19 protein-coding genes are annotated in these 15,602 nt (G+C 34.4%); 5 read left to right on the top strand and 14 right to left on the bottom strand.

From position 1 onward, the window contains the following. Positions 1-130 precede the first annotated feature (130 nt). Positions 131-373: a DUF2626 domain-containing protein gene (locus ACTNEP_RS05165; RefSeq protein WP_441160653.1), complete on the top strand. Its 243-nt coding sequence runs from the start codon at positions 131-133 to the stop codon at positions 371-373. Between the two features lie 99 nt (positions 374-472). Here the strand turns inward: ACTNEP_RS05165 and ACTNEP_RS05170 are convergent, their stop codons facing one another. Beyond that, positions 473-1,096 carry an MBL fold metallo-hydrolase gene (locus ACTNEP_RS05170; RefSeq protein ID WP_441160654.1) on the bottom strand — a complete coding sequence of 208 codons (624 nt, stop codon included), beginning with the start codon at positions 1,094-1,096 and terminating at the stop codon, positions 473-475. Between the two features lie 144 nt (positions 1,097-1,240). Between ACTNEP_RS05170 and ACTNEP_RS05175 the strand changes: the two genes are divergently transcribed. Further along, positions 1,241-1,420, top strand: coding sequence for a DUF2759 domain-containing protein (locus ACTNEP_RS05175; RefSeq protein WP_441160655.1), 180 nt, complete (start codon positions 1,241-1,243; stop codon positions 1,418-1,420). Between the two features lie 72 nt (positions 1,421-1,492). Here the strand turns inward: ACTNEP_RS05175 and ACTNEP_RS05180 are convergent, their stop codons facing one another. The 4 genes from ACTNEP_RS05180 to ACTNEP_RS05195 all read right to left on the bottom strand — a co-directional run bounded on the left by ACTNEP_RS05180 (position 1,493) and on the right by ACTNEP_RS05195 (position 6,207). Further along, entirely contained in the window at positions 1,493-3,385 is a 1,893-nt protein-coding gene (locus ACTNEP_RS05180) for an LTA synthase family protein (protein ID WP_441160656.1), read from the bottom strand. 143 nt (positions 3,386-3,528) lie between these two features. Beyond that, complete coding sequence (locus tag ACTNEP_RS05185; RefSeq protein WP_441160657.1) at positions 3,529-4,488, bottom strand: ROK family glucokinase; 960 nt, start codon at positions 4,486-4,488, stop codon at positions 3,529-3,531. A 12-nt stretch (positions 4,489-4,500) separates the two neighbouring features. Then, complete coding sequence (locus tag ACTNEP_RS05190) at positions 4,501-4,692, bottom strand: YqgQ family protein (RefSeq protein ID WP_441160658.1); 192 nt, start codon at positions 4,690-4,692, stop codon at positions 4,501-4,503. 57 nt (positions 4,693-4,749) lie between these two features. Beyond that, on the bottom strand, positions 4,750-6,207 hold the full coding sequence (locus ACTNEP_RS05195; RefSeq protein WP_441160660.1) for a spore germination protein: 1,458 nt from the start codon (positions 6,205-6,207) through the stop codon (positions 4,750-4,752). Between the two features lie 119 nt (positions 6,208-6,326). Here ACTNEP_RS05195 and ACTNEP_RS05200 point away from each other — a divergent pair, with 119 nt between their 5' ends. After that, positions 6,327-7,202: a hypothetical protein gene (locus tag ACTNEP_RS05200; RefSeq protein ID WP_441160661.1), complete on the top strand. Its 876-nt coding sequence runs from the start codon at positions 6,327-6,329 to the stop codon at positions 7,200-7,202. 10 nt (positions 7,203-7,212) lie between these two features. Here the strand turns inward: ACTNEP_RS05200 and ACTNEP_RS05205 are convergent, their stop codons facing one another. The 4 genes from ACTNEP_RS05205 to rpmG form a co-directional block, all read right to left on the bottom strand. After that, entirely contained in the window at positions 7,213-8,766 is a 1,554-nt protein-coding gene (locus ACTNEP_RS05205; protein WP_441160662.1) for a rhomboid family intramembrane serine protease, read from the bottom strand. A gap of 76 nt (positions 8,767-8,842) precedes the next feature. Further along, positions 8,843-9,019 carry a hypothetical protein gene (locus ACTNEP_RS05210; RefSeq protein WP_441160663.1) on the bottom strand — a complete coding sequence of 59 codons (177 nt, stop codon included), beginning with the start codon at positions 9,017-9,019 and terminating at the stop codon, positions 8,843-8,845. Positions 9,020-9,072: 53 nt separating this feature from the next. Continuing rightward, positions 9,073-9,639 (bottom strand): 5-formyltetrahydrofolate cyclo-ligase, encoded by a 567-nt coding sequence (locus ACTNEP_RS05215; protein ID WP_441160665.1) that lies wholly within the window; start codon positions 9,637-9,639, stop codon positions 9,073-9,075. Between the two features lie 179 nt (positions 9,640-9,818). Then, complete coding sequence (rpmG, locus tag ACTNEP_RS05220; RefSeq protein ID WP_018933855.1) at positions 9,819-9,968, bottom strand: 50S ribosomal protein L33; 150 nt, start codon at positions 9,966-9,968, stop codon at positions 9,819-9,821. 164 nt (positions 9,969-10,132) lie between these two features. Between rpmG and ACTNEP_RS05225 the strand changes: the two genes are divergently transcribed. Both ACTNEP_RS05225 and ACTNEP_RS05230 read left to right on the top strand, forming a co-directional pair. Next, positions 10,133-10,477, top strand: a complete 345-nt coding sequence (locus ACTNEP_RS05225) for a hypothetical protein (protein WP_441160666.1) — start codon at positions 10,133-10,135, stop codon at positions 10,475-10,477. Positions 10,478-10,509: 32 nt separating this feature from the next. Next, the gene (locus ACTNEP_RS05230; protein WP_441160668.1) at positions 10,510-10,998 is read left to right on the top strand and encodes a hypothetical protein; all 489 of its coding nucleotides are present in this window, start codon (positions 10,510-10,512) and stop codon (positions 10,996-10,998) included. A 28-nt stretch (positions 10,999-11,026) separates the two neighbouring features. On the opposite strand, the gene phoU is transcribed toward ACTNEP_RS05230, so the two are convergent. From phoU to ACTNEP_RS05255, 5 genes are all read right to left on the bottom strand, one after another. Beyond that, positions 11,027-11,686 (bottom strand): phosphate signaling complex protein PhoU, encoded by a 660-nt coding sequence (gene phoU / locus ACTNEP_RS05235; RefSeq protein ID WP_441160669.1) that lies wholly within the window; start codon positions 11,684-11,686, stop codon positions 11,027-11,029. A gap of 32 nt (positions 11,687-11,718) precedes the next feature. After that, positions 11,719-12,552, bottom strand: coding sequence for a phosphate ABC transporter ATP-binding protein PstB (pstB, locus tag ACTNEP_RS05240; RefSeq protein ID WP_441160670.1), 834 nt, complete (start codon positions 12,550-12,552; stop codon positions 11,719-11,721). 50 nt (positions 12,553-12,602) lie between these two features. Then, on the bottom strand, positions 12,603-13,487 hold the full coding sequence (gene pstA / locus ACTNEP_RS05245; RefSeq protein WP_441160671.1) for a phosphate ABC transporter permease PstA: 885 nt from the start codon (positions 13,485-13,487) through the stop codon (positions 12,603-12,605). Next, a complete protein-coding gene (gene pstC, locus ACTNEP_RS05250; protein ID WP_441160673.1) occupies positions 13,487-14,443 on the bottom strand; it encodes a phosphate ABC transporter permease subunit PstC in 957 nt (318 codons plus the stop codon). The genes pstA and pstC overlap by 1 nt, the downstream gene beginning before the upstream one ends. Positions 14,444-14,546: 103 nt before the next feature. After that, a complete protein-coding gene (locus ACTNEP_RS05255; RefSeq protein ID WP_441160674.1) occupies positions 14,547-15,560 on the bottom strand; it encodes a phosphate ABC transporter substrate-binding protein PstS family protein in 1,014 nt (337 codons plus the stop codon). Positions 15,561-15,602: the final 42 nt, after the last annotated feature.

The raw sequence follows: 15,602 nt of genomic DNA on the forward strand, positions 1-15,602 counted from the left end.
TATTCGCATTTCCATCATATTATAAATAAATGGGATTTTATTTTTTAAAACGTCTTAGAATAATTTACATTTTCTCCATACTCGTTTATAATATGTTTGATACATAGTGATTTAAAAAGGAGGGGGAACAATGGATCGAGTTTTCCGTATGCTTGCTTTTTGGACAGGTATATTTACAGTAATGTTTTATGTTGGACATATGGAAACGATGGCATTTCTATTTCTTGCACAAACGATCTTTTTCCTTGGTGTCGGATATTTAAAATTGTCTGAAAGAATGTATATGTACTTATTTGCAGCTTATTGTACCGTTTTCTTTATAGGATTCACTTTCTATACCAACTTCATTCTTGTTCCTGGATTTGGACATTAAAATGGAAAACGCTCTGATCTATTATGGTCAGAGCGTTTTGTCATTAATGTAAATAAACCTTTAAAACCGACGCTAGCTTAAACCAAGCAATTAGGGATTTTATATGTTGACAAATGGATTGCTTTCTTTCTCCTTTTTTATGTTTGTTTCAGGACCATGACCAGGATATACTATATACTCATCTGGTAATGTATAAAATTGTTCTTTGATACTCTGTACCAACTGCTCAAAGCTTCCACCAGGTAAATCTGTCCGACCAATTGCACCAGCAAATAAGCTGTCACCACCGATTACAAATTGAGCATCATGGAATACAAAAGCGACTCCACCTGGGGAATGACCAGGAGTGTGGCGAATTTCAATGGATATATTACCAAATTGTATACTATTAGTAGGAAGAAGATAATCTGCTTTTCTTGCTTTAACTTGACCGATACCAAATAAAGCTGAGCCATTTAGGTTTGCATCTTCTAACCAATTACTTTCCTGTTCATGAATATACACAGGGACTTGAAAATAGTCTCTCACAAAATCTAAAGCACCAATATGATCAAAATGAGCATGTGTTAATAAAATGGCGGAAGGCTTAGCCTTCATTTCGCTAGCTTTTTTAATGATCTTGTCTCCTTCTCCAGATGGATCAATGATAATTGCTTGTTCTCCATCTGATACTATATAACAATTAGTTGATAAAGAACCTAACGGCATTTGTTCTACTCGCATGTTCGTCCTGTCTCCTTTTCTTTATGTTTTAATAGACAAATCCTATATTTTGTTTTAAAATAAGTATGGATTAGCTTTGTATACATATTATAAACGTAATTACTGTTATTGAAAATGGATGGACCGTATGTAAGGAGGATGAAAATGGAATTAGCATTTATTATTCTTTTGGTAACGATTTTATGTGTTATTGCAGTCGTTCGTGAATTAAAATCTCAAAATATCTTTGGAGCTGCTTTCGCTGCTATTTCAGCTCTTGTATTTGGATTCTTCTCAATTGCTACAATATATTGGGAACTGATTCGCCCAATGTTCCAAAGCTAAAACGCCTTACATAAGGCGTTTTTTTTGTAGGTAAAAAGGGATGGACATTCATTGTCCATCCCTTTTTTAATCTTACTCTTTTGTATTTTCAAAATCATAGAATCGGAACAAATCTCCGAATATAATTTGATCGGAATAATTCAATTCTTTATCGACCTGTTCAATATACGGTTGACATGCAGACTGCTCATCTTCTTCAGCAGAAGGATTGACAGTGTCAATTAACTCACCAGTTTCTCGATCATAACACTGATCTTTCGTATAAAGGTAATCCTCCGTTATAAAGCTTCCATCACGAAGTGCAATAAAATCTTTTCGTTCTTCATCAAATAAATCTGTTCCGAATGATAGGTCAGAATTACTGTCAATTCCTAGTAAATTTAAAATAGTAGGTTTCACATCAATTTGACCAGAAACTTTTGAAATTACTTCCCCTTCTTGCCCAGGAATATGAACATAGAACGGAACACGTTGTAACTGAACATGGAGATAATCCGTATATTCCTCTTCATCTAAATATTGAGTCATTGCTCGTTTGTGGAAGTCACTAATACCATAATGATCACCCATTAAAATGATAATGGAATCTTCATATATCCCTGTTTCCTTCAGATAATCAAAATATTCTTCCACTGCTTCATCCATATATCTAACTGTTTGGAAATACTTATTAAGTGTATTTGAATTAGAATCATATGGATCAATTGTAGCATCCTCTTCATCTAGATCGAAAGGATAATGATTCGTTAAAGTAATAAATTTAGCATAGTATGGTTCTTCCATCTCTTGCATATATTTAATCGATTGCTTAAAGAAATCCTTATCTTTTAATCCCCAGCCAACAGAGTTTTCATCTGTTATTTCATAAGCATTTTCATCGTAATAATGATCATAACCTAAATTGTCATACATCACATCACGATTCCAAAAACTTTTATTATTCGGATGGAATACTGCAGAATTATACCCATTCTCTCCAATTATTTCTGGTAAAGAATGATAGTCATTCTGTGCATGCGTAAAGTACACAGCACCCCTTGGTGAAGGATATAAAGAGTTTTCTACAATAAATTCGGAATCCGATGTTTTACCTTGTTCTGTTTGATGATAGAAGTTTTCAAAATAATAACTTTCATCAATCAAACTATTCAAGAATGGAGTGACTTCCTCCCCATGAAGTGTATTGTTAATAACAAAGCTTTGCAGTGATTCAAGTGAAATAAAGATTACATTCTTTCCTTCCGCGATACCATGTAATTCTTCATTCCCCTCTGTCGTTGCTTCTTCTTTAATATAATCGGAAATCTCCGTTAATTCATTACCATCAGCAAACACTCTTTGTGCTTTTGATTTGGAATGTAATACAGCGTCATAAACATGGTAATAAAAGATACCAATATTTTTCACTAAATATTCACGGTCAAAAGTTCTTTGCAACAGTTGAGGGCGCTCGGCCTCAGCCAATGCGTAGTTACCAATTAAGAACAAAATGGATAAAGCAAAAGCGATTCGTTTATATCTCTTGGTAAAGGATGCTGTTAATTCAGAACCGTATTTTTTCGCAAGAATCCAAACGATAACAACATCTAAGAATAACGCAACATCCCAAAATTTTAGTAAACCAAGTATACTACTACCAAGGTCCGCTGCATTGCTTCCTTGGAATAGCAAAGGAATTGTAATAAAATCGGAAAAGTTTCGGTAAAAAACAATATTAAAATATAGTATTAATGAACCTAACAGTATACCATATTTAATATATTTCAGTTGTCTTCTTTCATTAAAGAATATACTTAATACAAAGATAAAAAATGCAGTTACAAATGGATTGATAAATAAAATCAGCTCTTGCATAGTATTGTCTAATGATATATTAAATAAAAATCGATACACGATATAAGTTTTCAATCCAAATAATAATGCTGCGATTACATATAAAGGCATGTGCAGCTTTTTCTTAAACATGAAAATATCCTCCTCAAAATGATTCAACCCTATTATTCTCTTTTTCTCTTTCTCTATTATAGACGATGAACATCACATAGAAGTTTCATCAATCTTAAAAAAAGTTACAATTAATTTACATTATTCATATTATACTATAATTATTAACTATTTTGTAACACTAAGTATGCACCACCGTATACTCCAGCATCATTACCTAGTTCAGCTATAACAAATTCACAAGCTTCATTCGTACGTGGTAAGGTGTACTTTTCAAATGCTTGTTTTAAAGGTTCTAATAGCGCGCTTCCTGCCTTTGAAACTCCACCGCCTATGACAATCTTCTCTGGATTTACCACAATGGCAATTGTCGCTAAAGTATATCCAAGTACATCAAAAACATGATTTAATAATGCTTGGCTATCGTTATCCCCTTCATTAGCTAACTCAAATATATCTTTTGTGGTAATTGCTCCATTCTTTTCTTTTCTCTTCTTCAAATTACTAGCTTTATTTTCTGCTATTAATTCTTCTGCCTGGCGAACAATACCTGTTGCAGAAGTTACTGTTTCTAAACAGCCATTTCTTCCACAGTTACATGGTGCTCCGTCTTTCTCTACTGTTATATGGCCAATTTCTGCCCCAGTACCATTAGCACCACTAACAATCTGCCCATTCGAGATGATACCTCCTCCAACACCCGTTCCTAATGTTACTGCTAACATATTTTCTACTTGATTACCTGATCCTTTCCAGTTCTCCCCAAGGGCAGCAATATTCGCATCATTATCAACATAAACGTTTAAACCAGACAATTGTTCAAGAATTTCTTTCAACTGAAAATCTTTCCAACCGATATTTACCGCTATCGCTACTTTACCCGTGTCTGGCTCAATAAAACCTGGAGCTCCTACTCCCATTCCTGCACATCGTTCCTTCTCAATATCCAATTCAGAAAGTTTACTTTTGATAGACAACCATATATCATTAGGAACATTTTCGCCTTTATTATCTAAATTAGTTGGTATTTCCCATTTTGTCATGAGATCCCCCTGCTTAGAAATAATCGCGATTTTTACAGTTGTTCCCCCAATATCCACTCCAATTAGTAAATCTTTCTCCATATTCTCCACCCTTTATTTAATTTTTTCTTTTTCTCTTGTAAGTATCATTTTTGCTTGAAGAAACTGCTCTTGTGTGATCACCTTCACTTGATATAGTTCGTTAATTTCTTCTTCCATTAGTTCTATATCAGCTAAACGATCACCTATATAGATGATCGTTCCAAATTTCAACAATAATTTTCTTAAATCATATATGGTTTCCATTCAATATCACCTAAAATATTATAACAAAGTCATATCTAAAAAGGAATAGAAAACTATTTATTGTCGATCTGGATCTTGTGGATTTAAAAATGATGGCCGTTTGTCCGTATTAGGGCGTGGTTGGCGTATTAATACTTGCAAAAAGGCTTTTCCATCAAACGGAATAAAAGGCCAAAAATAACCTATATAAAATGTTTGAAGGTGTGTTAGATATAATATATAGCATGTTGCACCTATTATAAATCCCTTTAATCCGAAAATCGCCGTTATTATTAACAGAATAATTCGTGTGATTCGATTTGCAAGGCTTAATTCATAACTTGGGGTCGCAAAAGTACCCATTACAACTGCTGCAATATATAAAACCACTTCATTTGAAAACAATCCGACTTCGACAGCTATCTGTCCTATAATAATGGCAGATACTAAGCCTAAAGCTGTTGCTAAAGCAGAAGGAGTATGAATTGCAGCCATCCGCAATACATCTATCCCAATTTCCGCCAATAGAAATTGACCTATTAATGGTATTAAGCCAACCTCTTCGGGCCCAATAAATGCTAATTCCTCTGGTAGTAACCCCAACTCTGTAGATAGTAAATAATAAAATGGCAACAAAAATAACGAGGCAAATACTGCAACAAAACGCACCATTCGTAAGTACACACCAACGAATGGCTTTTGTCGATATTCTTCTGCGTGTTGTAAATGATGCCAAAAGGTTGCAGGTGTGATCATGACACTTGGTGAACCATCAATCATCACTAAAATATGCCCTTCATATAAATGCTCTGAAGCAGTATCTGGCCTTTCCGTATACCTGATAGTCGGATAGGGATTCCATGTTTTCCCACTTAAAAATTCTTCAATCGTTTTTTCTGCCATTGGTAGTCCGTCAATATCGATCCTATCGAGGTGGTTCTTCAACATCTCCACTCTATTAGGATCGGCAATATCCTCAATATAACAAACACAAATATCTGTTTTTGACCTACGACCAATCGACATATATTCCATTCTTAATGATCTATCTCTTACTTTTCTTCTTGTTAAAGCAGTGTTAAATATAATCGTTTCCACAAAACCATCCCGGGATCCTCTCACCACCCTTTCTAGATCTGGTTCTTCAGGACCTCTTACGGGGTATGTTCTTGCATCGATCATAATAATATGATCCAATCCCTCAACTACTAAAGCGGTTGGACCAGCAAGCACTAATTCAGCAGCTTTATGTAAATCCTTTTCCTTATCAATTTCTACATAAGGAATATACCGTTTGATTAATTTTTCAAGTGTATGACCTTCCAATTCTCCCTTTTCTAATTCTGCCAAAAAGCGCATTAAACGATGCATCATCTCATCTTTCACTAAACCATCGATTAAAAATAAGGCCATTTTCTTCCCAGCATATTCTACATCTAAATGAATAAGGTCGAAGCTTTTATCTATTCCTAAATAATCATGTATATATTGAACATTTTTTTCATAGTTATGATACAAACCTTTCTCTTGTTCCATACTCCATTCCTCTTTTCTACGGCACATTTTATCTTTAGTCTACTGTTTTAGTTTGCTCTTTCTAATCTGTTTAATGCGGAATGATTTTTGGACAAGTTGAATTATTAAAGAGGGATATTATGATAAAGTCACGTAAATTACATATCATTACCTGTTTATTAATGATGATTGTATTGTTATTGTTAGTATTTTCAAAACGCACGACAGAAGAAACGATAACGTATTTTCCTCCTGATCAATCGGTTTCGTTTTTGGATGCGGAAACTAACTTACAATTACTTGAAGAAACCGAGAATGACCAATATTTAGTCAAATGGGGAGCAAGAAGTAGAGTTGACGAAGAAGTTTATCTTAGACAAGATGTTTCCCTGCTATATATAGACGGTCGATTGAAAGGAATGAAAGGGTTATGGAAGGAATCGGAGCGAGAGATTGAATTAGAGATGGTCTTTGAAGAAAGTGATAGTAGTCATTTTCAAGCAATTAGTTATCATCATGGTGAAGTACATTATCCAAATGATGAAATTAAAAGTATTCAACAAATGTCGAATGATCATTTATATGTAATAGATTCTCCTCAGACAGCATTAGCATCATTTCGGGAACCTACTTCCCAAATACAGCAAGATTGGAAACAAATAATTGATAAAACTACATCACAACAATTACAAATGACGTGGCAAGAATGGATAAGTCACGCTAATATTGAGACAGATCATTATGATTTATACCCTCTAACAAGCATTATTCAGTTTCAAGAACAGCCTATCAAAGGATTAACACAAGAAGAAACTGACCGGATTATCGGACAACTTTGGGAAGGATTATATAAAAATTATATTATACCAATTGCCAATCAATCCGAAACCAATCATCAAATAATGCCACTTATTTTAATGGATAAAAATAAGGATCATTTAATTGTCCTTTTTAATAATGAAGCAAACGAACTGGAAACACTATACCAACAATTATCCGTAAATAATGAAAGCTAAAAAGCAGATATTAATTTTCTGCTTTTTGCAATTCCTGATATAAAGCTTGATAATTACTGTTTTCATTGTCTATCTTTAACAAATGCTCTACAGCACTGATCGCTTTTTCTCTTTCGTTCTCTTGTTCATATAATAAAGCCAAATTATACCAAGCTTCCTCAAAATCAGACTTTTGTTCTACCGCTTTTTCCAAGTCACTTCTAGCTTGTTCAAATACTTCTAAATGGATGTTAGCAAAAGATCGGTAAAATAATAATTCGGCTTGTAAATTTTCCGCGTATGGTAATGTCTTGGTAACAATTTCAGCTACCTCGTTATATTGCTCCTCTTGCAACAGTTGCTGCACTCGCTGAATTTGCAAAGCTTCATCAAATTGTACTTCATCATTTGTTAATCCATACGCTAATAGCCCAAATATATAAAAAATATACATAACAACCGCAATCAACTGTTGCATAAATACTTTCGACTTTGGCAGCATTACAATACCTGAAGCTATAAATCCGCCAATTAATCCCCCTATATGTGCCCCATTGTCCACTTGAGGTACAGCTAAACCAAAAATGATATTTAAAATAATAATAAAAATAACATTCGTTCCCATTGTTTTGAAGAAAATTCTCGGATTTTTCTGCCCAAAGAAAAGCAGTGCACCGAACAAACCAAATAACGCGCCAGATGCCCCTGCAGCGATACTAGGATTGAATGCAAAACTTGCCATTCCACCAGCAATACCTGCAAAGAAATAGATGATAATAAAGCGAATATTTCCATAAATTCTTTCAACAAGTGTACCGATAAAATACAAAGCAAGCATATTTACTGCTAAATGGAATATACCAATATGTAAAAACATAGAGGTAACAAGACGCCACCATTCCCCATCTAACATTCCAACATTGTACTTGGCGCCAAAATGAATAAGCGTTTCAGGATTTGTCGAACCATTCCCGATATACTCTAATAGGAAGAAAATAATGATATTTACGACAATTAGAATATAAGAAAGAAATGGTTTCCCTCTGTTAAAAAACGCCAAAATTTCTTTTTCAGCATTTCTTTGAATTTGAGGAATTCGTTTCTTTAATAATTCTGTTTGGTACTCTAATGTTAATAAATTGTCCGGTATAGAAAAGGCTAACGGATGTTTTAGTTTAGCCTCACTAAAAAAACCGGAAAACTCTTCTTCTTGATTTGTGCTACACAGATAGACATAGGATGTATCAATTTTTCTAGTGGGTGAATCTCTTTTCATTAAATTATCCCAGTTATCCACTGGCTCATATTCGACGACAAAAATATGATGAAATGAAATGTTATGCTGGAATAGTGGTAATTGGACATGTTGAACCACTTTTCTTTCAACTTGCTGGATGTTTGCATCTAATTCTCGTGACCAATCATGTTGTTTTAATGAAACTCTTACTATATCCGTAGTTCTGTTATTTCTTTTCCATAGCAAATATTCTTCTTGATTAGAAGAAGTGTTTAAAAGTTCAAACTGTTCTTTCTCCATTAAATGAAGGACCAATTTATTTTGCACAAATTGATTACTGATAAACATTTCTACACCTGCCTTATCACTATTCTAATCATATCATGTTTATTTCCAAATAGAATAATAATAAGGATTTTATGGATTACTTAAAGATAGACCCTATCATTTTATTACGAATAAACGGGATATTCATTGCTATTCGTATTGCCGATTTCCTAAGCAGTGGGACAGTTGTAATCAAGCGAGTAATATTATTACGAAATATATATACGGTTGTTCCAATCGCAGTCAAAAAGAAAATAACTTTTGATATTTTCATTTTCCTTCACTCCTATCGTTTGTTATCAAAAGTATTTTCTTTTACTTATAAATTTATGTATGATGGCAATAAATTTTCCCAAAGTTGGATATTAAGATGTCTATTGGTTTATCATGCTTTTCCCTGGCTACTGTTCCTACAATCTGAAAATCAGCTGCAAGAGATACGGTAACACCTTTATACCCCTGTAAATAGCGGTCGTAAAAACCACCACCATAACCAATTCGAAAACCTTTCTTATCAAATACAATACCTGGGACAATCATCAGGTCTATTTCTTGCTTTGCTATTTGTAATGATGTAGGTATGGAAGGTTCCCATAAATCAGACCAAACATTTTCCAACTGATCTCCTTCTTGATATAGATAAAATGCCATCGAATGATTATCCCGGTTACTTTTCGGAATTGCTATCTGTTTTCCTTGCATCCATGCTTGTTTAATTAAATATCTTGTATCCCATTCTAATCCTTTTGAAATAGTAATTCCTACCATTTGCGCATGATTCCACACATCTGTTTGGATTAACCTTGATTGCAACTCATGTTCGATTCCATCTCTATTAACGAGTTGTTGCCATAATTTTAATACTTTTTTTCGCTGATTTTCTTTATTATCCATTTATCAGTCCCCTCCCCTTGCCAATTGGATCTGCTTTTTTGAGAATGCCATCTCTACCAATCTCGCTAAGCACGTTTGTGCGCATTAATTGCTTAATATCGATTAATAGGACAGTTTCCCACCATATAAGAAAAACTCTTGTCAAAGTAAGCTGACAAGAGTTTTTTCCGTTCATTTCCTTATTTTGTTTCACGATGTAACGTGTGTCGTTTCAAGCGTGGGCTATATTTTTTAAGCTCCAAACGCTCAGGATGTTTACGTTTATTTTTAGTCGTAATATAATTACGGTCACCTGTTTCAGTACAAGCTAAAGTAATATTAACGCGCATGGTTTTCCCTCCAAACTAAATCATACATCATTCTTGTCATAATCGACTCATTACCTAGAATATAATAGCAAAAAGCTCGGATAATTTCAAGTATATGTTTTATTGTATTCATATATATGGTATAACTATATATGTAAATATTGGATACTATGAGGAGGAAAGTCATGCTATATGCCATAAGCACTATAATTATTATTGCGGTAATATTATGGTTCATATCTTTTTTTATGCAAGACAAATTTAAACAATTAGAAGATCAATTTGAGCAATTCTCGATATCTTCCTTACAGGAAACATATCAATTAAAAAAGAAAATACATATTCTAGAAGAAGAGTTACTAATTGACGATCTATCTGTCGAACAAACGATTAACCCTACAAAACATCAACAAACTCCCGTTATGAGAAAAGTAGAAGAATTATTTAATCAAGGACATGATACACAATATATTGCTAAACAAGTTAATATGAATGAACATGATGTCATTTCTATGATTAAACATTTTTAAAACTAGCATAAATAAAAGGATGAGGGATAGCATTGAAGCAAATCATTAGATCATTTTCTTTAGGTTTACTAACGGCCGCGGTTATTATTGGTGTAACGTATTTTATAGACAAGCCAGAGCCAGTTCAAACGACAGCTTTACCATCTCTTGATGAATCGATACAAGAGGTAGAAAATAATGGATATTATGTATTCGATGAGGATTTGGAAGCAAAAATAGAAGCAGTAGAGCAAGAATTGGCGAGCTTACAAATGGTTAATGACCAATTAGAAGCAGCTGCTCAAGCTGAGGAGGAAGCAACTGAAGAGATAACAATCAGCATTGAATCAGGTATGACAATGCCAGAAATTATTGATTTATTGAATGAAAATGGCCTAATTTCAGATCAAGATGAATTTATTACATATTTAGAGGAAAATGAGATGAGCGGATATATTCAAACTGGTGAGTTTACCTTACAGAGTGACATGGCTGTGGAAGAATTAGTCACTATTTTAACTAGACAAGCAGTAGAGGAGTAGACATTACTTCTACTCCTCTCTCTTTACTTTAATTATTTAAGTCTAATGATTCGCCTTTTACTAAATACATTACATCTTCCCCGATATTTGTCGCATGATCCCCGATGCGTTCCACATACCTTCCGCTGAAAGCCATTTGCATAATATGTTGTATTTTTTGTGGATTTGTTGCAGTCTCCTCCAATAATTCACGTAACATGGTGGAATACATATTATCCACTACATCATCCAACTGAGACAATTTCCTAGCTAACGTAACATCTTCATTTTCATATGATAAGATTGCTAAATCTATCATTTCTACAGCAATTTTTTTCATTTCCTTAATAGAAGGATGTACTTGCAAACCGTGGTTTTCACCTAAGTGAATAGCAGATTTCGCCACATTTTTCGCATTATCAGCCATCCTTTCTAAATCATTTGAAATACGTAGAGCTACAACTAATCTTCGTAAATCTCTTGCAACTGGCTGTTGTCTTGCAATCAAAACGATCGCTTCTTCATTAATTTGCATATCTAACTGATCTAGCTCTTTATCATTTTCAATGATTTGCTCTGCTTGAGATACATCTGCCTGATATAAAGTATCAACAGCGAATTGCAATTGTTCTTTTGTTTTCTTCGCTAGCTCAATTATTAATTGCTCAAGATGTTGTAATTCCCCCTGAAATGCTTCTCTACCCACCATCTCGTACACCCTTTCCCTATTTATTTTTTGTTTTAACCAAAACGGCCAGTAATGTAATCTTCAGTACGTTTATCACTAGGATTAGAGAAAAGTTGATCTGTTTCAGAGAATTCTACTACTTCCCCATTCAACATGAAAACTGTTTTATCGGAAATCCGTGCTGCCTGTTGCATATTATGGGTTACAATGATAATCGTATACTTCTTCTTTAATTCCTTTATTAGTTCTTCCACTTTTAATGTGGAAATAGGATCTAAAGCAGACGTAGGCTCATCCATCAGAATGACATCTGGCTCAATTGCTAAACAGCGTGCAATACAAACCCTTTGTTGCTGTCCACCAGAAAGTCCATAGGCATTCTCGTTTAAACGATCCTTCACTTCATCCCAAATCGCAGCACCTCGTAAACTTTTTTCCACGATTTCATCCAATACAGCTTTCTTCTTTATCCCATGAATTTTAGGGCCGTATGCTACATTCTCATATATTGATTTTGGGAAAGGGTTTGGTTTCTGAAAAACCATTCCTACCTGGGTTCTTAGATCTTCGACTTTCATCGAATTATCTAAAATATTCTTACCTTTATATGCGATCGTTCCAGTTGTACTTACACCCGGAACCAGTTCAACCATGCGATTTAATGTTTTTATATAAGTTGATTTACCGCAACCTGAAGGTCCAATGATGGCAGTTACCTCATTTTCTAACAACTCCAAATTTATATCCTTTAAAGCATGGTTTTGGGAGTACCATAAGTTTAAATTCTTTGTATCGTAAACAACACGTTGTTGTGTTGTATTAATTTCAGTTGTTGTATTATTTTTTCTTACGTCGATTTGAACTTTTTTCTCAGTAGCTATACTCATTTTTTTCACTCCTTCATAAGGATCTTGTTAGGAAAATAACCAACAAGTGATTAATATCTCTGCTGGAATTTATTTCGGATGATAATCGCAACAGAATTTAAAACAAATAAAATCAGTAACAATACAATGATGGTTGCTGCAGCAAGGTTTGCATATTCAGCAACTAATGAAGCATCGATCGTCCAGTAATAAATTTGCATTGGGAGTGCAGTAAATGTATCAAATAACCCTTGTGGAAAAGGGATTAATAGTGCCGGAATACCCAATACTGTTAAAGGTGCGGTCTCACCAATTGCTCGCGACAACGATAAAATCGAGCCTGTCAGAATACTTGGTAAGGCTGCTGGCAATATAATTCTTCGTATTGTCTGCCATTTCGTTGCTCCCATTCCATAAGAAGCTTCAGCTAAGTGACTAGGAACAGCCCTTAGTGCTTCCTGAGAGGCAACAATCAATATAGGTAACACAAGTAATGCTAAGGTCAAACCACCTGCTAGCACTACGTTTCCAAAATCCATTAACCTAACAAATACCGTTAAACCTAATAAACCATAAACAATCGAAGGAACGCCTGCTAGATTAGAGATATTTGTTTCTATAAATGCTTGAATTTTACCTTTTTTTGAATATAACTCTAGATAAATAGCCGAACCAACCCCAACAATTAATGTTACAGGAATAACAACAATCATTACCCATAATGTTCCGAGAATTGCCCCCATAATTCCGGCATCCTCTGCATTTGTTGATAATCTACTTGTAATAAAATCGATATCGAGCCATGATAATCCTTGTAATAGTACCCGGATTATTAATACAGCAAGAACAATTAACCCAAATAGCGTAGAGAGGAAAAATATTGATCTCCAAATACTATTTTTACGTACCCGTGCATTCATTTTATTGTTCTCATGTAGCGCTTCTAGCTTTTCCATTAATATTCCTCCCTAAATTTACGAGAGACATATTTCGCAAGTAAATTCATGATCAATGTGAATACAAATAATGTTAAAGCAACTGCATATAAACTGTAATGTAATGTGGATCCTGCTGGTGCCTCTCCCCCAGAAACTTCCACAATATATGCTGTCATTGTTTGCATGGATTGTGTAATGTCTAAGGTAAAGTTTTTGGAACTACCACTTGCTATCGTCACAATCATTGTTTCTCCAATTGCTCTCGAGATTGCTAGAACAAATGATGCCATTATTCCTGAAAATGCTGCAGGAATTACTACTTTTACCGTTGTTTCTAATTTCGTTGTCCCCATCGCTAACGAACCCTCACGTATACCATTAGGAACAGAATTCATTGCATCTTCTGAAAGGGATGCAATCATAGGAATAATCATCACACCCATTACCAGTCCGGGACTTAAAATATTTGTTGCTTCTACCTGTGGCCATATACTCCGAATTAAAGGTGTTACAAATGTAAAAGCAAAAAAACCATAAACAATTGTTGGAATACCTGCTAATATTTCTAATAAAGGTTTAATTACTCTTCTTACTTTATCTGAAGCATATTCACTTAAATAAATAGCTGACATTAAGCCAATCGGACCCGCTACAAGTATTGCAATAAAAGATGAAATAATGGTTCCATTTAACAAAGGTAAAATCCCAAACTGTGGATTCTGGCTAAGCGGCTTTAATTCAGTACCAGTAAAGAAGTCAAATATAGGAACTTCCATAAAGAAATGTACTGCTTGGCTTATAAGCGTATATAAAATTCCAATAGTAGTCAGAACGGTAATTGATGCTAGCAAGAAAAGAATGGCAGGAACTAACTTTTCCATCAAATTGTTTATGCTTTTCTTTTTCTTGTTTTGTGCGATCAATTCACTGACATTAACAGCTTTATTTAGGTTTGATTCGCTGTTTATTGCCATTTCTTGGAGCACCCCTTCTTAAACTCACAATAAGATGAGAGCATAACTGCCCCCATCTTATTGAAGCCATAGTATTAATGATAATGTTGAAAATAATTCATTCTTACTGAATAGCTTGAATTTCCTCTAATTGTGCCTGAAGTTCTTCGTCAGGAATTGGTGCAAATCCAGTTTCCCCAGCGTAATCATTAATGCTTTCAGCAACATAAACTGCATAGTCATAAACTTCTGGTTTTTCTTGTGCATTATTAACATTTAAGTAAGTGAATACTGGGCGAGTATAATCTGCATATGGACCTTCTTCTCCAATTGTATCAAGAGAAGGAACAACAGCACCATCTCCAAAGTCAATTCCAACTGCTTGTACTTGATCTTGATTGCTGTCATAGTAACCAAATCCAAAGAATCCAATTCCATTTACATCTTCAGAAATAAGTGTTACTAGCGTAGAATATTCTTGTTGTAAATCAATACCATCCACTAAGTCTTGTTCTTCTAGAATTACTTCATAGAAGAATTCATAAGTACCATGATTTTCGTTAGGTCCATAAGTCTGAATTTCTTCGTCTGGCCAGCTAGAGTCAATTTCAGACCATTTAGTTACATTTCCTAAGAAAATATCGTTAACTTGTTCTGCAGTAAGTTCTGTAGCCCAGTCATTTTCAGGGTTAACTACAATTGTTAATCCGTCTAGAGCTACTTTCATTTCCATTACGTCAATTCCAAGTTCATCCGCTTTTTCTTGTTCCTCATCTTTAATCGGACGAGAAGCATCATTGAAATCTGTACCATTTTCCGCTAAAAACTTTTCAAATCCTGCACTAGTACCTGCACGACTTACTTCAACAGATACGTTTGGTTGTTCGTTTACCATATACTCTTCTGCTAATTTAGCCATTAACGGATAAACCGTACCAGAACCATCGATGGCAACTGTTCCTTCCAATTCATCTGAAGCTTCTGTATTTTCTTCATCACCGGAAGTATCTTCTGTTTCTTCTGTTTCATTTGCGTTTGCTTCATCGTTCGTTTCTTCTGAATCACTTCCACATGCCGCTAATAGCCCAAACGTAAGTACAGCTATTAAAGCTAACAACATGATTTTGAACTTGCTCATTTTGTTTCCCCCTATATAAACCCTAAGATTTAGAAGCTTGTC

The organism is Gracilibacillus sp. HCP3S3_G5_2 (assembly GCF_052063305.1).
In the GTDB taxonomy this organism is placed as follows: domain Bacteria; phylum Bacillota; class Bacilli; order Bacillales; family Amphibacillaceae; genus Gracilibacillus.

Excerpts from the sequence above, each read along its gene's own strand:
- ACTNEP_RS05165 (WP_441160653.1), top strand. The coding sequence starts at position 131 with ATGGATCGAGTTTTCCGTATGCTTGCTTTTTGGACAGGTATATTTACA.
- ACTNEP_RS05170 (WP_441160654.1), bottom strand. The coding sequence starts at position 1,096 with ATGCGAGTAGAACAAATGCCGTTAGGTTCTTTATCAACTAATTGTTAT.
- ACTNEP_RS05175 (WP_441160655.1), top strand. The coding sequence starts at position 1,241 with ATGGAATTAGCATTTATTATTCTTTTGGTAACGATTTTATGTGTTATT.
- ACTNEP_RS05180 (WP_441160656.1), bottom strand. The coding sequence starts at position 3,385 with ATGTTTAAGAAAAAGCTGCACATGCCTTTATATGTAATCGCAGCATTA.
- ACTNEP_RS05185 (WP_441160657.1), bottom strand. The coding sequence starts at position 4,488 with ATGGAGAAAGATTTACTAATTGGAGTGGATATTGGGGGAACAACTGTA.
- ACTNEP_RS05190 (WP_441160658.1), bottom strand. The coding sequence starts at position 4,692 with ATGGAAACCATATATGATTTAAGAAAATTATTGTTGAAATTTGGAACG.
- ACTNEP_RS05195 (WP_441160660.1), bottom strand. The coding sequence starts at position 6,207 with ATGGAACAAGAGAAAGGTTTGTATCATAACTATGAAAAAAATGTTCAA.
- ACTNEP_RS05200 (WP_441160661.1), top strand. The coding sequence starts at position 6,327 with ATGATAAAGTCACGTAAATTACATATCATTACCTGTTTATTAATGATG.
- ACTNEP_RS05205 (WP_441160662.1), bottom strand. The coding sequence starts at position 8,766 with ATGTTTATCAGTAATCAATTTGTGCAAAATAAATTGGTCCTTCATTTA.
- ACTNEP_RS05210 (WP_441160663.1), bottom strand. The coding sequence starts at position 9,019 with ATGAAAATATCAAAAGTTATTTTCTTTTTGACTGCGATTGGAACAACC.
- ACTNEP_RS05215 (WP_441160665.1), bottom strand. The coding sequence starts at position 9,639 with ATGGATAATAAAGAAAATCAGCGAAAAAAAGTATTAAAATTATGGCAA.
- rpmG (WP_018933855.1), bottom strand. The coding sequence starts at position 9,968 with ATGCGCGTTAATATTACTTTAGCTTGTACTGAAACAGGTGACCGTAAT.
- ACTNEP_RS05225 (WP_441160666.1), top strand. The coding sequence starts at position 10,133 with ATGCTATATGCCATAAGCACTATAATTATTATTGCGGTAATATTATGG.
- phoU (WP_441160669.1), bottom strand. The coding sequence starts at position 11,686 with ATGGTGGGTAGAGAAGCATTTCAGGGGGAATTACAACATCTTGAGCAA.
- pstB (WP_441160670.1), bottom strand. The coding sequence starts at position 12,552 with ATGAGTATAGCTACTGAGAAAAAAGTTCAAATCGACGTAAGAAAAAAT.
- pstA (WP_441160671.1), bottom strand. The coding sequence starts at position 13,487 with ATGGAAAAGCTAGAAGCGCTACATGAGAACAATAAAATGAATGCACGG.
- pstC (WP_441160673.1), bottom strand. The coding sequence starts at position 14,443 with ATGGCAATAAACAGCGAATCAAACCTAAATAAAGCTGTTAATGTCAGT.
- ACTNEP_RS05255 (WP_441160674.1), bottom strand. The coding sequence starts at position 15,560 with ATGAGCAAGTTCAAAATCATGTTGTTAGCTTTAATAGCTGTACTTACG.